General features: G+C 58.9%; 14 protein-coding genes. 10 read left to right on the top strand and 4 right to left on the bottom strand.

The features are described from left to right. The first annotated feature begins 28 nt into the window (after positions 1–28). Genes QNI81_RS13210 through QNI81_RS13195 form a run of 4 tightly spaced genes read left to right on the top strand, consistent with a single transcriptional unit; the run spans position 29 to position 4,340 of the window. Positions 29–1,192 carry an acyl-CoA dehydrogenase family protein gene (locus QNI81_RS13210; protein ID WP_283967888.1) on the top strand — a complete coding sequence of 388 codons (1,164 nt, stop codon included), beginning with the start codon at positions 29–31 and terminating at the stop codon, positions 1,190–1,192. A 2-nt stretch (positions 1,193–1,194) separates the two neighbouring features. Continuing rightward, positions 1,195–1,509: an Rdx family protein gene (locus QNI81_RS13205; protein WP_065333250.1), complete on the top strand. Its 315-nt coding sequence runs from the start codon at positions 1,195–1,197 to the stop codon at positions 1,507–1,509. 6 nt (positions 1,510–1,515) lie between these two features. Continuing rightward, positions 1,516–3,555 carry an acetate--CoA ligase family protein gene (locus QNI81_RS13200; RefSeq protein WP_283966789.1) on the top strand — a complete coding sequence of 680 codons (2,040 nt, stop codon included), beginning with the start codon at positions 1,516–1,518 and terminating at the stop codon, positions 3,553–3,555. Next, positions 3,552–4,340, top strand: coding sequence for a carnitinyl-CoA dehydratase (locus QNI81_RS13195; protein WP_283966788.1), 789 nt, complete (start codon positions 3,552–3,554; stop codon positions 4,338–4,340). The genes QNI81_RS13200 and QNI81_RS13195 overlap by 4 nt, the downstream gene beginning before the upstream one ends. An 11-nt stretch (positions 4,341–4,351) precedes the next feature. Here QNI81_RS13195 and QNI81_RS13190 read toward each other — a convergent pair whose 3' ends face one another. Next, entirely contained in the window at positions 4,352–5,275 is a 924-nt protein-coding gene (locus QNI81_RS13190; RefSeq protein WP_283966787.1) for a hydrogen peroxide-inducible genes activator, read from the bottom strand. A gap of 174 nt (positions 5,276–5,449) precedes the next feature. On the opposite strand from QNI81_RS13190, the gene katG reads away from it, so the two are divergent. Continuing rightward, positions 5,450–7,666 carry a catalase/peroxidase HPI gene (katG, locus tag QNI81_RS13185; protein WP_283966786.1) on the top strand — a complete coding sequence of 739 codons (2,217 nt, stop codon included), beginning with the start codon at positions 5,450–5,452 and terminating at the stop codon, positions 7,664–7,666. Between the two features lie 67 nt (positions 7,667–7,733). Here the strand turns inward: katG and QNI81_RS13180 are convergent, their stop codons facing one another. The 3 genes from QNI81_RS13180 to QNI81_RS13170 form a co-directional block, all read right to left on the bottom strand. Next, a complete protein-coding gene (locus tag QNI81_RS13180; protein ID WP_283966785.1) occupies positions 7,734–8,840 on the bottom strand; it encodes an acetyl-CoA C-acyltransferase in 1,107 nt (368 codons plus the stop codon). Further along, positions 8,840–9,994: an AMP-binding protein gene (locus QNI81_RS13175; protein ID WP_283966784.1), complete on the bottom strand. Its 1,155-nt coding sequence runs from the start codon at positions 9,992–9,994 to the stop codon at positions 8,840–8,842. Before QNI81_RS13175 ends, QNI81_RS13180 begins: the two co-directional genes overlap by 1 nt. Positions 9,995–10,055: 61 nt before the next feature. Further along, the gene (locus tag QNI81_RS13170; RefSeq protein ID WP_005616020.1) at positions 10,056–10,913 is read right to left on the bottom strand and encodes a MurR/RpiR family transcriptional regulator; all 858 of its coding nucleotides are present in this window, start codon (positions 10,911–10,913) and stop codon (positions 10,056–10,058) included. 113 nt (positions 10,914–11,026) lie between these two features. On the opposite strand from QNI81_RS13170, the gene QNI81_RS13165 reads away from it, so the two are divergent. Genes QNI81_RS13165 through QNI81_RS13145 form a run of 5 tightly spaced genes read left to right on the top strand, consistent with a single transcriptional unit; the run spans position 11,027 to position 15,482 of the window. Continuing rightward, positions 11,027–11,791, top strand: a complete 765-nt coding sequence (locus QNI81_RS13165; protein ID WP_283966783.1) for an N-formylglutamate amidohydrolase — start codon at positions 11,027–11,029, stop codon at positions 11,789–11,791. Then, on the top strand, positions 11,788–12,375 hold the full coding sequence (locus QNI81_RS13160; RefSeq protein WP_005616016.1) for a TRAP transporter small permease subunit: 588 nt from the start codon (positions 11,788–11,790) through the stop codon (positions 12,373–12,375). Before QNI81_RS13165 ends, QNI81_RS13160 begins: the two co-directional genes overlap by 4 nt. Then, positions 12,372–13,691: a TRAP transporter large permease gene (locus QNI81_RS13155; RefSeq protein ID WP_065321256.1), complete on the top strand. Its 1,320-nt coding sequence runs from the start codon at positions 12,372–12,374 to the stop codon at positions 13,689–13,691. Before QNI81_RS13160 ends, QNI81_RS13155 begins: the two co-directional genes overlap by 4 nt. Continuing rightward, the gene (locus tag QNI81_RS13150; RefSeq protein ID WP_126137843.1) at positions 13,681–14,418 is read left to right on the top strand and encodes a DUF4336 domain-containing protein; all 738 of its coding nucleotides are present in this window, start codon (positions 13,681–13,683) and stop codon (positions 14,416–14,418) included. The genes QNI81_RS13155 and QNI81_RS13150 overlap by 11 nt, the downstream gene beginning before the upstream one ends. A gap of 29 nt (positions 14,419–14,447) precedes the next feature. Further along, on the top strand, positions 14,448–15,482 hold the full coding sequence (locus tag QNI81_RS13145; RefSeq protein WP_219174709.1) for a TRAP transporter substrate-binding protein: 1,035 nt from the start codon (positions 14,448–14,450) through the stop codon (positions 15,480–15,482). Positions 15,483–15,487: the final 5 nt, after the last annotated feature.

Here is a 15,487-nt window from a genome sequence, read left to right as displayed (position 1 = left end):
GCAAGCGAACAGCATGCGGGAGGTGCCAGTGCATTTTGGGATGACAGAAGAACAAGCGATGATCGTCGAGACCACTCGGGCTTTTGTTGAGAATGAACTCTACCCGCATGAGCTGGAAATCGAACGTAGCGGTCATCTTGATATGGATCTGGTGAAAGAGATCCAGACAAAAGCCATCGAGGCCGGGTTGTATGCCGCCAACATGCCCGAAGAGGTGGGCGGCGCGGGGCTCGATACGCTCACCTGGCTGATGTACGAAAAAGAATTGGGCCGCGCGAATTATGCGCTTCACTGGACTGGCGTGGCGCGGCCTTCGAATATCCTGCTGGCAGGCACTGAAGAACAGAAAGAAAAATACCTCTTTCCCTGTATTCGTGGGGAGAAATGGGACTGTCTGGCGATGACTGAGCCGGGCGCCGGCTCTGATCTGCGTGGAATGACAGCCTCCGCGCGCACCGATGGTGATGACTGGATTCTCAACGGGACCAAGCACTTCATATCACACGCAGATGTGGCTGATTTCGCCATTGTGTTTATGGCAACCGGTGAGGAGGAAACCCCGCACGGCAAAAAGAAAAAGATCACCGCGTTTTTTGTGGACAAAGGCACGCCTGGCTTCACCGTACGCGATGGCTATCGCAATGTTTCACACCGGGGCTATACCAATCAGGTGTTGGAGTTCGACGACTGCCGCCTGCCTTCTTCGGCTGTTTTGGGGGAGGTGAATAAAGGGTTTGAGGTTGCAAACACATGGCTGGGTGCCACCCGCCTTCAGGTCGCGGCAACCTGCCTCGGGCGCGCTGAACGCGCGTTGCAACATGCGGTGGAATACGCCGCCGAGCGCAAACAATTCGGTCAGCAAATTGGCAAGTTTCAAGGCGTGTCTTTTAAACTGGCCGATATGGCGACAGAGCTTAAAGCTGCGAACCTGCTGACTTGGGAGGCAGGTTGGAAGTTCGATCAGGGCACTGTTACCGAGAGCGATATGTCGATGGCCAAGCTAAAGGCCACTGAAATGCTCGCCATGGTTGCGGATGAGGCGATCCAGATCCACGGCGGCATGGGGCTGATGGACGAGCTCCCGCTCGAACGCATCTGGCGCGACGCGCGCGTGGAGCGTATCTGGGAGGGCACCAGTGAAATCCAGCGGCATATCATCAGCCGCGAGATGCTGAGACCGCTTGGAGGCTGACCTTGTCCAACCCCGCTCAGACCGAACAGAAACCGCATGTCACCATCACCTATTGCATTGGTTGCAACTGGCTGTTGCGTGCCGCGTGGATGAGTCAGGAACTGTTGTCGACGTTTCAGGAACAGTTGGGCGGGGTCACATTGATACCCGGCGAAATTGGCGGAACCTTTGAAATTACTGTGGATGGAAACCTCATCTGGGAGCGTAAGCGGGACGGTGGGTTTCCAGATGTGAAGGAGCTTAAATCTCGCGTACGTGACTGTATCAACCCGGAACAGAGCCTTGGGCATCTGGACCGCCCAACTGCAGGTGAATAGAGTCATATGAAGTCTCTAAAAAGGCTATTTAGACCCGATTCAATCGCCGTCATTGGTGGCGGAACCTGGTGTTCAGCGGTGATCGAGCAATGTCGCAAAATGGGATTTTCAGGCGATATCTGGCCTGTGCATCCAAAAGCCGAGGAGGTTGCGGGTCTGCCTGCGTTCCGGGATATTGAGGCGCTGCCCTTCGCACCGGATGCCAGTTTCATCGGGATCAACCGGCTTGCCACCATTGATGTGGTCAAAGCGCTGTCAGCGCGTGGAGCAGGTGGGGCGGTTTGTTTTGCGTCCGGTTTTTTAGAGGCCCAGGCAGAAGACAGCGAAGGGGCTGATCTTCAGCAATGCTTGCTGGAAGCAGCGGACGATATGCCGGTCTTGGGCCCCAATTGCTACGGCTTTATCAATTATCTCGATGGAGCGCTCCTTTGGCCTGATCAGCATGGTGGACAGCGGGTGGAAAAAGGTGTGGCGATTGTCACCCAAAGTTCCAATATCGCGATCAACCTGACGATGCAGAAACGTGCGTTGCCGCTGGCCTATGTTGTGACCTGCGGAAATCAGGCACAGACGGGCTTGGCAGAGATCGGTGAGGCGCTGTTGGAGGATGATCGCGTCACGGTTCTTGGCCTCCACATTGAGGGGTTTGGCGACCTGCGCGCGTTTGAGGCGTTGGCGCTGAAAGCGCGTCAGTTGGGAAAGCAGATCGTCGCCCTAAAGGTTGGCCGATCCGCGCAAGCGCGGGCCGCAACAGTGTCACACACCGCTTCATTGGCAGGAGGGGATGCCGGAGCCGGTGCATTGTTGGCGCGACTTGGCATCCCGCGTCTGTATGATCTGCCGTCTTTTCTGGAAACCTTGAAACTGATGCATGTGGTTGGACGCCTGCCCTCGACCCGCATCGCGACAATCAGTTGCTCCGGGGGCGAGGCAAGCCTTGCTGCCGATACGGCGCACGGGCGCGGTGTCAGCTTGCCTGCGCTGAATGACCGACAGCGCACCGATTTGCGTGCCGCGCTTGGCCCCATGGTCGCGCTTGCAAACCCGCTCGATTATCACACTTATATCTGGCGCGACGTTGACGCGATGACGCGGGCTTTCTCTGCCATGGTTGATCCGCAATTGGCGATGACGCTTCTTGTGGTGGACTTTCCGCGTGGTGATCGTTGTGATCCGTCAGACTGGGAGTGCGTCACTCAGGCCGCCATTGCGGTGCGGCAGCAAACAGGTCAGCCCATTGCGATAGTTGCGACATTGCCAGAGCTGTTGCCCGAAGACGTAGCTGAACAGCTTCTTGCGGCGGGCGTGGTGCCGATGTTGGGATTGTCTGAGGCGATGTCTGCGATTGAGGCTGCGGGGCTTCCCTTGCCGGAGCTGGCTCATCCGCTGCTGCTGCCCACCAAGAGCCACCCCGATCCGGATCTGGTGCCAGAGGGCGAAGCCAAGGCGTGGCTGGCGCGATTTGGGCTACGCGTGCCGCGCTCCAAACCGGCCCGCAGTGTGGTTGCAGCCCGCGCGGTCGCCGCCGATATCGGCTATCCGGTGGTGCTCAAGGGCGAAGGTATCGCCCATAAAACAGAAGAAGGCGCGGTCAGGCTGAACCTTACTTGCGGCCAAGACGTGAGCGATGCGGCGGTTGCGATGCCGACAGACCGGTTTTTGGTCGAAGAGATGGTTACTGGCGCAGCGGCGGAATTGCTCGTCGGTGTCGTCAAAGATCCTGCGCATGGGTTTGTGCTGACACTGGCGGCTGGTAGTACGCTGACAGAGATCATGCAAGACAGCGCCTCCGTGTTGTTGCCGGCCTCGGATGCAGCACTGAATACGGCGCTCGACAGTCTGCGCATCGCGCCGTTGTTGTCCGGGTATCGCGGCGCGCCGCCAGCGGATCGTGCTGCGATTCTACGCGCCATTCGCGCGGTTGAGGCCTATGTGGTTGCGGAGGCTGAAGGCCTTGAAGAAATCGAAATCAACCCGCTGTTGTGTACCCCGTCCGACGCGGTGGCCGCAGATGCACTGATACGCAGAAAGGATATGTTGCGATGACTGAGCACACGCCGGTTCAGACCCGCCGCGAGGGCGCCATTTTAGAGGTGACGTTGGACCGGCCCAAGGCCAATGCCATTGACCTTGCAACCTCACGCATGATGGGCGAGGCGTTTCAGGCTTTTCGCGATGACGATGAACTGCGCGTGGCCATCATCACGGGCGGTGGCGAAAAATTCTTCTGTCCCGGATGGGATTTGAAGGCTGCAGCGGGCGGTGACGCGGTGGACGGCGACTATGGCGTTGGTGGCTTTGGTGGACTACAAGAGCTGCGCGACCTCAACAAACCGGTGATTGCTGCGGTGAACGGTATTGCCTGTGGCGGCGGGTTGGAGCTGGCGCTTTCTGCGGACATGATCCTCGCCGCGGATCACGCGCGATTTGCCCTGCCGGAAATCCGCTCCGGCACGGTGGCGGATGCGGCGTCGATCAAACTGCCGAAACGCATTCCTTACCACATTGCGATGGAGCTCTTGCTGACGGGCCGCTGGTTTGATGCCGAAGAAGCGCAACGGTGGGGGCTGGTGAACGAGATCCTCGCGGCGGATCAGTTGATGGACCGCGCGTGGGAGCTGGCGCGCCTCTTGGCCTCTGGCCCGCCACTGGTCTATGCGGCGATCAAGGAGATCGTGCGCGATGCCGAAGACGCCAAATTTCAGGATGCGATGAACCGTGTCACCGGTCGGCAGCTGCGCACGGTGGATGTGCTCTATGGGTCTGAGGATAACCTAGAAGGTGCCCGCGCCTTTGCGGAGAAACGCGACCCGATCTGGAAGGGGCGCTAAGACAGAATGGGTTACGCTGGCAGGATGTCCTTATGCCTGTCAGCGAGCGCTTCGGCAGCGTCGCGCACCACCTCGGCAATGTTCTGCAGGTGTGGGGCGAGTGGGCTTGTCTTACGCCAGACCATACCGATGGTGCGGCCCGGCTCTTCTCCGGGGAAACGGGCAAGTGAGACTGGCGCAGAGCGGGTTTCGACAGGAACCGCCATCTCTGGGATGATGGTGACCCCAATGCCCGCGCCGACCATCTGGACTAGCGTGGACAATGAGCTGCCATCCAGCCCGTCGCGCGGTAATGCTGGGCGCAGGCTGCAAAAGGACAAGGCTTGGTCACGGAAACAATGACCTTCTTCCAACAATAGCAGCTTCATCTCCCGCATACCCTCGGGTGAAGGAACAGGCGCATCTGCGTCTTCGGCCTGACGGACCAGCACAAATTTCTCATCAAAGAGCGCGGTTTCCGTAAGTCCCGGCTCTGAAACGGGCAAAGCGACGATAGCCGTGTCCAGACGCCCATCCAGCAGCTCGGTAATCAGCCGCTGGGTCAGCGTCTCGCGGATGTGAACATCAAGCCCTTCGTGTTTGGCATTCAAATGTTGAATCAAAGTGGGCAGCAGGTAGGGGGCAACGGTTGGGATCACACCGATCCGCAAACGCCCGACCATCCGGTCTTGTGCCACGCGTGCCAGATCGCCCAACTCATCCACCGAACGCAGAATCTCTCTCGCGCGCTCGGCAAATTCCTGCCCGAACCCTGTCAGCCGCACATGTCGCGCACTACGTTCAAACAGAACGATGCCCAGTGTTTCCTCCAATTCCTTGATCTGCACAGACAAGGCCGGTTGCGAGATTGCACAGGTGTCTGCGGCACGGCCAAAATGCCCATGCCGGGTCAGGGCCTCAAAATAACGGAGCTGTTTAAGCGTAATATTTATCATAGGTTTTTCTTATCGTTGCCATGAAAAAATGCAACTTAGAATAATTCTGAACCTTTGCTAGGGTCATCAACAAGGGCAGATGCCGGGCACTGAGATTCGCCGAATTGCGGATCAATCCGGCTTGCCCACTAAGGTCACAATAGTCCCCACCACGGACAATTTCTGGAGGAAGATATGGACGGACAAGATATTGGAGCAGGCGGCGGTTGCCCGTTTTCCGGTGCAAACACCAACAAGGGGCGCAGGTCCAACCGCGATTGGTGGCCAAACCAGCTGAACCTCGCGATCCTGCATCAGCATCAGACACGCCAGAACCCGCTGGGCGAAGACTTCAATTATGCCGAGGCCTTCAAAGGCCTCGATCTTGATGCGGTCAAGAAAGACCTGATCGCCCTGATGACCGACAGTCAGGACTGGTGGCCCGCGGATTATGGTCACTACGGCGGGTTAATGATCCGCATGGCGTGGCACTCGGCGGGCACCTACCGGACCGCAGACGGTCGCGGGGGTGGTTCCACCGGGACCCAGCGTTTCGCACCGCTGAACTCCTGGCCGGACAACGGCAACCTCGATAAGGCCCGCATGCTGCTGTGGCCGATCAAGAAGAAATACGGCAACGCCCTGTCCTGGGCCGACCTGATGATCCTCGCCGGCAACTGCGCGATTGAATCCATGGGGTTGAAGCCCTTTGGCTTTGGTGGCGGTCGTGCCGATGTTTGGGAACCCGAGGAAGACATCTACTGGGGGGCCGAGGACGAATGGCTCGCCACATCGGATCACGAACAGGCACGCTATTCCGGTGATCGCGAACTGGAAGACCCACTGGCTGCGGTGCAGATGGGCCTGATCTACGTGAACCCCGAAGGCCCGGACGGCAACCCGGACCCCATTGCCTCCGGTCGCGACATCCGCGAGACCTTCGCGCGGATGGCGATGAATGACGAGGAAACCGTGGCGCTGACCGCCGGTGGCCACACCTTCGGCAAGGCGCACGGCAACGGCCCGGTCGAGGCCGTCGGCCCCGAACCCGAAGCCGCGCCGATTGAGGCAATGGGGCAGGGCTGGCTCTCCTCGCATAGATCCGGCAAGGGCGTCGACACCATCACCTCTGGTATCGAGGGCGCATGGACGTCCAACCCGATCCAGTGGGACATGGGCTATTTCGACGTACTGTTCGGTTATGACTGGGAACTGACCAAATCCCCCGCCGGTGCCTGGATCTGGCATGCCAAGGACCTCAAGGACGAGGACCACGCCCCCGAGGTGGATGGTTCCGGCAAGAAGGTTCCGATCATGATGACCACCGCCGATATGGCGATGAAGATGGACCCGATCTACGGCCCGATCTCCAAGCGGTTCCACCAAAACCCCGAAGAGTTCGCCGAAGCCTTCCGCCGCGCCTGGTTCAAGCTGACCCACCGCGACATGGGGCCAAAGGCCTGCTACCTCGGCGCGGATGTGCCGGACGAAGACCTGATCTGGCAGGACCCGGTCCCAGCGGTCGATCACCCGCTGATCGGTGACAGCGAGATCGCATCGCTCAAGGCGGAAATCCTGGCCTCCGGCCTGTCGGTGCAGGATCTGGTCTATGTGGCCTGGTCGTCGGCCTCTACCTTCCGTGGCTCCGACAAGCGCGGCGGCGCCAATGGCGCGCGCATCCGCCTGGCCCCGCAGAAAGACTGGGCCGTGAACGAGCCGGCAAAGCTGACACGGGTCCTGAGCGTGCTGGAGGGCATCCAGTCTTCGTTCAACGGCTCTGCCTCCGGCGGCATGAAAGTCTCGCTGGCCGATCTGATCGTGCTTGCAGGGTCCGCCGCGGTGGAGAAATCCGCCAAGGACGCGGGCTTTGACGTGACCGTGCCGTTCACCCCCGGCCGCACCGACGCCACCGACGCGCAGACCGACGTCGAGAGCTTTGACGTGATGGAACCGCAGGTGGACGGGTTCCGGAACTACGCGCCCAAGAAATTCTCGGTCTCGACCGAGGAAATGCTGGTCGACAAAGCACAGCTTCTCACCCTGTCCGCTCCAGAGATGGCAGTGCTGGTTGGCGGTTTGCGTGCAATCGGTGCCACCTACGGCGACAGCGCGCATGGGGTTCTGACCACCCGCAAGGGCCAGTTGACGAATGACTTCTTCGTCAACGTGCTGGACCTGAACACCAAATGGACGGCCACGGATGACAGTGGTGAGGTGTTTGAGGGTGCGGATCGTGCCACCGGTGATGTGAAATGGACCGGCACCCGTGCTGACCTGATCTTTGGCTCCAACTCGCAGTTGCGCGCGATCTCTGAGGTCTATGCGCAGGACGACAACGCTGGCAAAATGGTTGCCGATTTTGTCAACGCGTGGGTCAAGGTGATGGAGCTCGACCGTTTCGATCTGAAGTGATCTTCGCACGCTCATGAGCATGGAAAAGGCGTCGCATGTCGCGGCGCCTTTTTATTATTAGACTTATTTATTCTATGGCTTCAAAAAGTGCCGCACTGCCAATGCCACCCGCAGCGGCAATTGCTGCAAGGGCAGGGGCATCACCTGTCCGCAAGGCATGAAACAGCCGCACGACAAGGATCGCACCGGATGCCCCAACCGGATGCCCTTGCGCCAATGCTCCACCAGCGGGGTTTACGATCTCATCAGGCAGATGAGCGCCGCGGATGCAGGCCAGCGCCTGAGCTGCAAAGGCTTCCATAACCTCTGCCCGCGCTAGGATTTTGTGATCTACGTCTGCGCGTTTGAGCACGTGTTTGATGGCAGAGATTGGGGCAAGGCCGGGTTGATCGGGTGCCGCGCCAAGGGTTGCTCCCTCGATCAGGGTCAGCCCCCGCGCATTCAGGCGTTTTGCCATTTGGTCGCTGACAATGACCACAAATGCCGCTGCATCTGCTGCAACCGCCATATTTGCGGCTGTGATATCACCGCTCACAACTCTGGCCCGCTCGCAATGGCGCGACGTTAAATTGCGGGTGAAGGCATCCTCAGAGACATCACCAACAGGAGTGATTTCACGTACGCGGCAGGCCGCATGTGACAAAGCAAGCGCATGGCTGCGCTGGGCCCATGCGTCTTGTTCTGCGCGCGTGATACCAATCTTGCGTGACAGCTCCGCCGCCGCCTCAGCCATGTCTGGGTCGCGATCTGGCCAAGGTGTAAATCGGGCTTGTGAGTAGGGCTCGGGCGGGCGTCCATCGGCAAAGGTGCGGCTGCGCAGCGGGCGGCGGGAGTAACTCTCAGCGCCACCGGCGATGACCACCTCATGGTGTCCTGCCTGCACCATGGCATGCCCGAGCAGGATCGCATCAAGCCCGCCTGCACATTGGCGATCTATGCTGAGCCCGGCCACATGTTCGGGTAAACCCGCCGCCAGGGCAGCGATTCTGGCGGGATTACCACCCCCGCCAAGTGCATTTGACAGGATCAACTCGCCGACCTCATGTGCTGCGATACCTGCATCTGCAAGGCAGGCGTGAATGACTGGTGAGGCCAACTCATGCGGCTCTAATAAGGCAAACTTTCCACCCTTTGGCACCACGGCCGTTCTGCGCGCAGCAATGATCCGTGGCATCAGGATGCGTCCCACATGCGTTTTAATGTTTGCAGGTCAGGTTTGCCCGCAGCCAGCATCGGAATGGACTCAACTACATGGAACTCACGCGGGACCGCATGGTCACCGATTTTGGTGCGGCACAGATGCCTGAGCGCGTTCAGATCAGCGCTCCCCTGAACAACCGCCACGATCTGATACCCGCGCAGCTCATCAGGAAAAGAGAGCGCAACCGCCATCTCCACACCATCAGCGCGCATTAAGACGGCTTCGATCTCTTCGGGAAATACATTCTTGTCGGCGACCGTGACCATGCGGTTACGTCGCCCTTTCGGGTAGAGGTTCCCAAAAGTATCGAGCTTGCCCATTTCGCCAATGGAAAGCCACCCCCCCTCCCAGCGGGTTTCGGCGCTGTGACCTTCTGCGTAGCCGTCAAAGACAAACGGGCTGCGGATCCAGATCTCACCCACGCCGTTCGCATCTGCATCCGTGACCTTAATCTCGACACTCGGGTAGGCCTTGCCAACGGAACCCGCCGGTGCATCTGGGCCTGCAAGGGTCATGTAGCTTGTCTCCGTCGCGCCAAAGATCTCGTGAATGTCGCAGTGGGGGAGCAGGTGCATCAAGTTTGACCGCGTTTCATCGTCAAGCTTGCCGCCAGATGAAAACAGCAGCCGGACGTGAGGCAGGTACTTCTCTTCTGACGCACGCAGTAGCAGGCGTAGCTGTGCTGGCGTGGCATATAGCACCGTTACCCCCAGCGCCTCCAGCTGCTCCAGTTGCCTGCGCGGCCCGCTCCCGCCAAGCATCGCCAGATCCGCACCGATATGGCAGGCGGCGACGGCCGCAAATAAGGTCAGTGAGTGAGAAAGGTTGCCGAGGCTCGCGTAGACATCCCCGGAGCTGAGCGCAAATATCTCTCGATCCATCTCGAAGCTGCTGATCCAACTGTGCGGCGTGCGTCGAATGGTTTTGGCAAAGCCTGTGGAGCCAGAGCTTTGACAATAGAGCCACTGCACCGGCTCTGGACGGATCTTGATGGGAGTATCGCTTGGACGTGCGAGAATGGAGTGTCCTTCACGCAGTGCCAGCAACAATTCCGACAGCCCCTTCACGTCTGGTGTCAGGACGCGTGTCTCAGGCGAGAGTTGAAATCTGTCATGGCTGTTGGTCATTGTTCGTCTCACGTGTCCCTATCAGCGCAAGGTATCGCTGGATCGGGGCCGGGAACAGACCTCAGGTGAATTTGCGAAACAGGCGCGTTCGGTCGAAAGCGGCTTCCAGCTCATCCGTGCGTGCTTTGACCGTCTCCCAGTGATCCTCTTGGATCTTGGCGATTATGCTCTCGATCAACAAAAGAAGTGCTACGCCGGAATCCCATGCGGAGGGGACAGCAATACGTGCGGCAAAGGTGAACTTTGCTACTTTTTGGATCGGAGAGCGCCACTGATCGGTGAACAGAACAACCTGCACCCCGCGCTCATGCGCCATTTCGGCAAGCAACAGCGTGGCATTTTCATAGCGGCGGATGTCAAAAAGAATCAGCGTATCACCGGGCAAGAGGTCCAGAACTGAGTGTGTCCATGAGGCGCGCGGTGGGATCATGAAGACATCTCTTCGCACCATTTGCAGGTGCAGATAGAAGTTCTGCGCGAGTGTTCCGCTTAGTCTTCCGCCTGCGATATGCACCCGCCGATCTGTGTCTGCCAATAGTGTGCAGAGCGTGTCAAACTCATCGAGATTTACGTTTTCCAGCGTCGCCCGAATGTTGTCGTAAACACCGACCGCGTACCGGTTCAGCATATGGGATTCTGGCAGGTCGGGGGTCTGTTCTGCGCGTTTTTCCACTGGGTTAGAGATGATTTCTCGTAACTCTTCCCGCAGGGCATGTTGAAATTCCGGATACCCTGAGAACCCCAGTTTTTGCACCATACGCGCCACCGTGGGCGTGGAGACCTCAGCCAGTTCGGCAAGCTCTGTGATGCTGCCGAGGCCAGGAATTGGGTAGTTGTCCAGAATAGCCGCCGATAGTTGCCGCTCCGCGCGTGTCAGGTCAGATTCACGTGCTTTGAGTTTCTCGGCGATCGTCGGCATCCACGGCCCTCCTGCTCGTGTTTTTAGCATTTTATTACAGGTTTGATCGTGATGAAAGAATTTTTACAGAAAGTATATTGACAGAAGGGGGCAGGCTGAAGAGCATGCTTCATATGAATACGGATACCCTTGCCTCTGACTTCGGTCCCTCCTTCGCCAAGACGCCCTCCGCTGCGAATGCGGAGGTTATCATCGTCTGTGAACATGCTGCCAATTGGATTCCAACACAGTTGGATGCGCTGGGCTTGGATGATGAGGTCCGTCAGAGCCACATCGCCTGGGATCCTGGTGCACTGGGTGTGGCGCGCAAGCTGGCTGAACTGTTGCAGGGGCCACTGATTGAGGGGTGTATTTCGCGGCTGGTCTATGACTTGAACCGCCCGCCTGAATCGCCGACAGCGATTCCCGCAACCTCAGAGATTTTCGACGTTCCCGGCAACCGCGACCTCTCGGATGCGGCGCGCGCGCAGCGGGTCGAAGCGGTGTACGAACCGTTCCGCGCCGCTTTGGCCGCGGAGATCGACACCCGCAAAACGGCGCTGCGCCTGATGGTCACGGTGCACAGCTTCACCCCCGTCTACAAGGGCAAAACCCGCGCGGTGGAACTGGGGCTGCTGCACGGGCGCGATGACCGCTTTGCGCAGGCGATGCTGGCGCATCAACCCGAGGGCCTGCCATGGAATACGCGCCTCAATGAACCCTACAGCGCCAGCGACGGCGTCGCCCATACGCTGGATATGCACGGTTGCGACAACGGATTGCTGAACGTGATGCTGGAAATCCGCAACGATCTGATCGCCACAGCGGATCAGCAGGACCATTGGGCTGCGGTGCTCGCGCCTTGGATTCGCGCCACTCTGGAGGAGAGGTTCGCATGATCGGAGCCATGCTGGGATATGTACGGGTGGTGGATGCGGTGAACTATCGCATCGGCCGCCTGATGATGTGGGGGCTATTTGCGATGATGGGGATCCTCCTGTGGTCCTCGATCTCCAAGACCTTCTTTCTGCCTTCGCTCTGGACACTGGAAATGGCCCAGTTTGCCATGGTCACATACTACATTCTCGGTGGCCCCTACTCGATACAGATCGGGTCAAACGTGCGGATGGATCTGTTCTATCACAACTGGTCGACGCGGCGGAAAGCCTGGTTTGACGCCTTCACCGTGCTGGCGCTCATCACCTATCTGGGCATTCTGTTCTACGGCGGCCTTGGCTCCACGGCCTATTCCCTGGGCTATTGGGGCGACAACCCCTTTGCCTTCTTCTGGGGGCTGATCACCGGCGCTGAGGAAGTGGGCCATATGGAGCGTGCCTCCACCGCGTGGCGCCCCTTCATCTGGCCGATCAAATCCATCATGGTCTTCGGCTTTTTCCTGATGCTGTTGCAGGCCATCTCGGAACTCTTCAAAGACATTGCCCGCCTCAAGGGCCACGACATCCCAAGCGAGCGCCCCTCATGAGCCAGGAATATATCGCCATCTTCATGTTTGCATCGATGATGCTGATGCTCTTCACCGGGCAGCGCGTCTTTGGTGCGATCGGTGCCGTTGGGGCCGTGGCGGCGCTTCTGCTCTGGGGCGTGGGCGGTTACGATATCCCGTTCTCGGCGGCGATGAAGCTGATGAAATGGTATCCGCTGCTGACGCTGCCGATGTTCATTTTCATGGGCTACGTGCTGAGCGAAAGCCGCCTCGCCGATGACCTTTACAAGATGTTCCACGTCTGGATGGGGCCGATCAATGGCGGCCTTGCAATCGGCACCATTGGTCTGATGGTTCTGGTTTCGGCGATGAACGGTCTGTCGGTCGCGGGCATGGCGATCGGCGCCACGATCGCGCTGCCGGAGCTTCTGCGCCGTGGCTATGACAAAACCATGGTGACCGGTGTTATTCAGGCCGGGTCTTCGCTCGGCATTCTGGTGCCGCCCTCGGTGGTTCTGGTGCTCTATGCGATGATCGCGCGCCAGCCGGTGGGGCAACTGTGGCTTGCGGGCGTGATACCGGGGCTGATGATGGCGGGCCTGTTCATCATCTACATCTGGCTGCGCTGCAAGGCGAACCCGGCGCTTGGTCCTGCGATGGAAGACGCCCACGAGGTGCCGCGTGCCGAGAAACTACGCCTCCTCGGGGCTGGTGCTCTGCCGCTCTTGATCTTTGCCGCCATGATGGTGCCTTTCGTGAATGGCTGGACCTCGCTGGTGGAAAGCTCCGCCATCGGTGCGTTGACGGCGCTGGCGGCATCTATTGCTAAGCGTCGCATGACGTGGAAGATCTTTGAATCCTGCACCAAGAACACGCTGGCGATTTCCTGCATGTTCATGTGGATCATCCTTGCAGCGCTTGGTTTTGGCGCGGTGTTCGACGGGCTTGGGGCCGTGAAGGCCATCGATAGCCTGTTCACCGAGCAGCTCGGCCTCAATCCCTGGATGATCCTGATCCTGATGCAGCTCAGCTTCATCATCATGGGCACCTTCCTTGATGACACCGCGATGCTGGTGATTGTGGCCCCGCTCTACGTTCCTCTGGTCGCAGCGCTCGGGTTTGACCTAGTCTGGTATGGCGTGCTCTATACGATCACCACCCAGATCGCCTATATGACGCCGCCCTTCGGCTACAACCTGTTCCTGATGCGGGCCATGGCTCCGCCAGAGATTTCGCTCACCGACATCTACCGCTCCATCGTGCCCTTTGTGGCGATCATGGTTGTAGCGCTCGGAATCATCATGGTGTTCCCGCAAATCGCGCTCTGGCTGCCGGAGACCGTGTATGGCAAGTGAGGCGCCCCTTCTGACGCCATTGGCTGAGGATATCTGGATCGTAGATGGCCCGACCATCGACTTTTACCGGATCCCTTTCCCGACGCGGATGACGGTCATTCGGCTGGCCAACGGGGAGCTGTTTTTGCACTCGCCCATTAACTGGACACCAGAACTGGCAGCGGCACTTGAAGAGCTGGGGCCGATCCGGCATCTGGTCTCGCCAAACTGGATTCACTACGCCTATATCGGGGACTGGGCGGCTCGCTATCCTGAGGCCACCAGTTGGGCGTCACCGGGAGTGCGTGCACGTGCAGAAAGCCGGAATGTAAAGATTACTTTCGACCGAGATTTGGCCGAAGCGCCTGCGCCTGAATGGGCAGAGGACTTAGACCAACTCATTGTCGAGGGAAGTAAGGTTCACACTGAGGTCGTCTTTTTCCACAAAAAGAGCCGCACGCTTGTGCTGACCGACCTCATTGAGAACATGCACGCAAAGGATCTGCCCCTGTGGGTGCGGCCCTTTGCATGGGTTGCGGGAATTCTCGCGCCCCACGGAAAAATGCCGCTGGACATCTGGATGTCCTTCACAGGCGGTCGGGACAAATTGCGCAATGCACTGACCCGTATGCTGGATTGGCACCCCAAAATCGTCGTGCTCGCGCATGGCGACATCCTTCGCGAGAATGCACCGCAACGGCTCCGGGAAGGATTCAGACGGCTGAAGCCCTGCGCACACAGCCATTGAACCAAGTCCGACAGAGGAGACTGAAAGACATGACAACACGTCGTAATTTTCTAAAGACCACAGCGCTGGGCGCCGCGGCTGCACCACTGGCTGCCCCGGCTCTGGCTTCCGGCAAAATCACATGGCGTATGCAGACCTATGCAGGCCCTGCGCTTGCGGCTCATGTGATTGATCCAGCGATCGAGATGTTCAACAAGATCGCAGGCGACCGCATGCAGATCGAGCTGTTCTACGCCGATCAGCTGGTGCCAACCGGCGAGCTGTTTCGCGCCATGCAAAAAGGCACGATTGATGCGGTGCAGTCCGATGATGACTCCATGGCGTCGCCGACCGAAGTCACCGTCTTTGGCGGCTACTTCCCATTTGCATCCCGCTATTCCCTCGACGTGCCGGTGTTGTTTAACCAATACGGCCTCAATGAGATCTGGGACGCGGAATATTCCAAAGTTGGCGTCAAGCATATCTCTGCCGGTTCCTGGGATCCCTGCCACTTTGCCACCAAAGATCCGATCAACTCGCTTGAGGATCTCAAAGGTAAGCGGGTCTTTACCTTCCCGACTGCGGGTCGTTTCCTGAGCCAGTTTGGCGTGGTGCCTGTGACCCTGCCGTGGGAAGACATCGAAGTTGCGATGCAGACCGGCGAGCTGGATGGCGTTGCGTGGTCCGGGATCACCGAGGACTACACCGTGGGTTGGGCCGATGTGACCAACTACTTCCTGACCAACAACATTTCCGGTGCATGGGCGGGGAGCTTCTTTGCCAACATGGATCGCTGGAACGAGCTGCCTGAGGATCTGCAGGCTCTGTTCCGCGTCTGTACCGATCAATCGCACTACTATCGCCAGTGGTGGTACTGGGGTGGCGAGGCGTCCTTGCGTGTGAATGGCGACAAGCTGAAGCTCACATCGATTCCCGATGCCGAATGGCAGCAGGTCGAAGACGCCGCCGTGAAGTTCTGGGACGAAATCGCCGCCGAGTCCGAGACCAAAGCAAAGGTCGTGGAAATCTTCAAAAAATATAACGCCGATATGGCGAAGGCTGGTCGTCCGTACCGCTACGGCTGATCGCA

The sequence above is a fragment of the Tritonibacter sp. AK171 genome (assembly GCF_030127025.1).
Taxonomy (GTDB): domain Bacteria; phylum Pseudomonadota; class Alphaproteobacteria; order Rhodobacterales; family Rhodobacteraceae; genus Epibacterium; species Epibacterium mobile.
The sequence above is the reverse complement of the archived record's forward strand: the minus strand, read 5'-3'. Positions and strand labels throughout refer to the sequence as shown.

Bases quoted from the DNA above. Each gene is read 5' to 3' on its own strand.
- QNI81_RS13155 (WP_065321256.1), top strand. From the start codon at position 12,372: ATGAGCCAGGAATATATCGCCATCTTCATGTTTGCATCGATGATGCTG.
- QNI81_RS13165 (WP_283966783.1), top strand. From the start codon at position 11,027: ATGAATACGGATACCCTTGCCTCTGACTTCGGTCCCTCCTTCGCCAAG.
- QNI81_RS13195 (WP_283966788.1), top strand. From the start codon at position 3,552: ATGACTGAGCACACGCCGGTTCAGACCCGCCGCGAGGGCGCCATTTTA.
- QNI81_RS13170 (WP_005616020.1), bottom strand. From the start codon at position 10,913: ATGCCGACGATCGCCGAGAAACTCAAAGCACGTGAATCTGACCTGACA.
- QNI81_RS13190 (WP_283966787.1), bottom strand. From the start codon at position 5,275: ATGATAAATATTACGCTTAAACAGCTCCGTTATTTTGAGGCCCTGACC.
- QNI81_RS13160 (WP_005616016.1), top strand. From the start codon at position 11,788: ATGATCGGAGCCATGCTGGGATATGTACGGGTGGTGGATGCGGTGAAC.
- QNI81_RS13175 (WP_283966784.1), bottom strand. From the start codon at position 9,994: ATGACCAACAGCCATGACAGATTTCAACTCTCGCCTGAGACACGCGTC.
- katG (WP_283966786.1), top strand. From the start codon at position 5,450: ATGGACGGACAAGATATTGGAGCAGGCGGCGGTTGCCCGTTTTCCGGT.
- QNI81_RS13150 (WP_126137843.1), top strand. From the start codon at position 13,681: ATGGCAAGTGAGGCGCCCCTTCTGACGCCATTGGCTGAGGATATCTGG.
- QNI81_RS13200 (WP_283966789.1), top strand. From the start codon at position 1,516: ATGAAGTCTCTAAAAAGGCTATTTAGACCCGATTCAATCGCCGTCATT.
- QNI81_RS13145 (WP_219174709.1), top strand. From the start codon at position 14,448: ATGACAACACGTCGTAATTTTCTAAAGACCACAGCGCTGGGCGCCGCG.
- QNI81_RS13180 (WP_283966785.1), bottom strand. From the start codon at position 8,840: ATGCCACGGATCATTGCTGCGCGCAGAACGGCCGTGGTGCCAAAGGGT.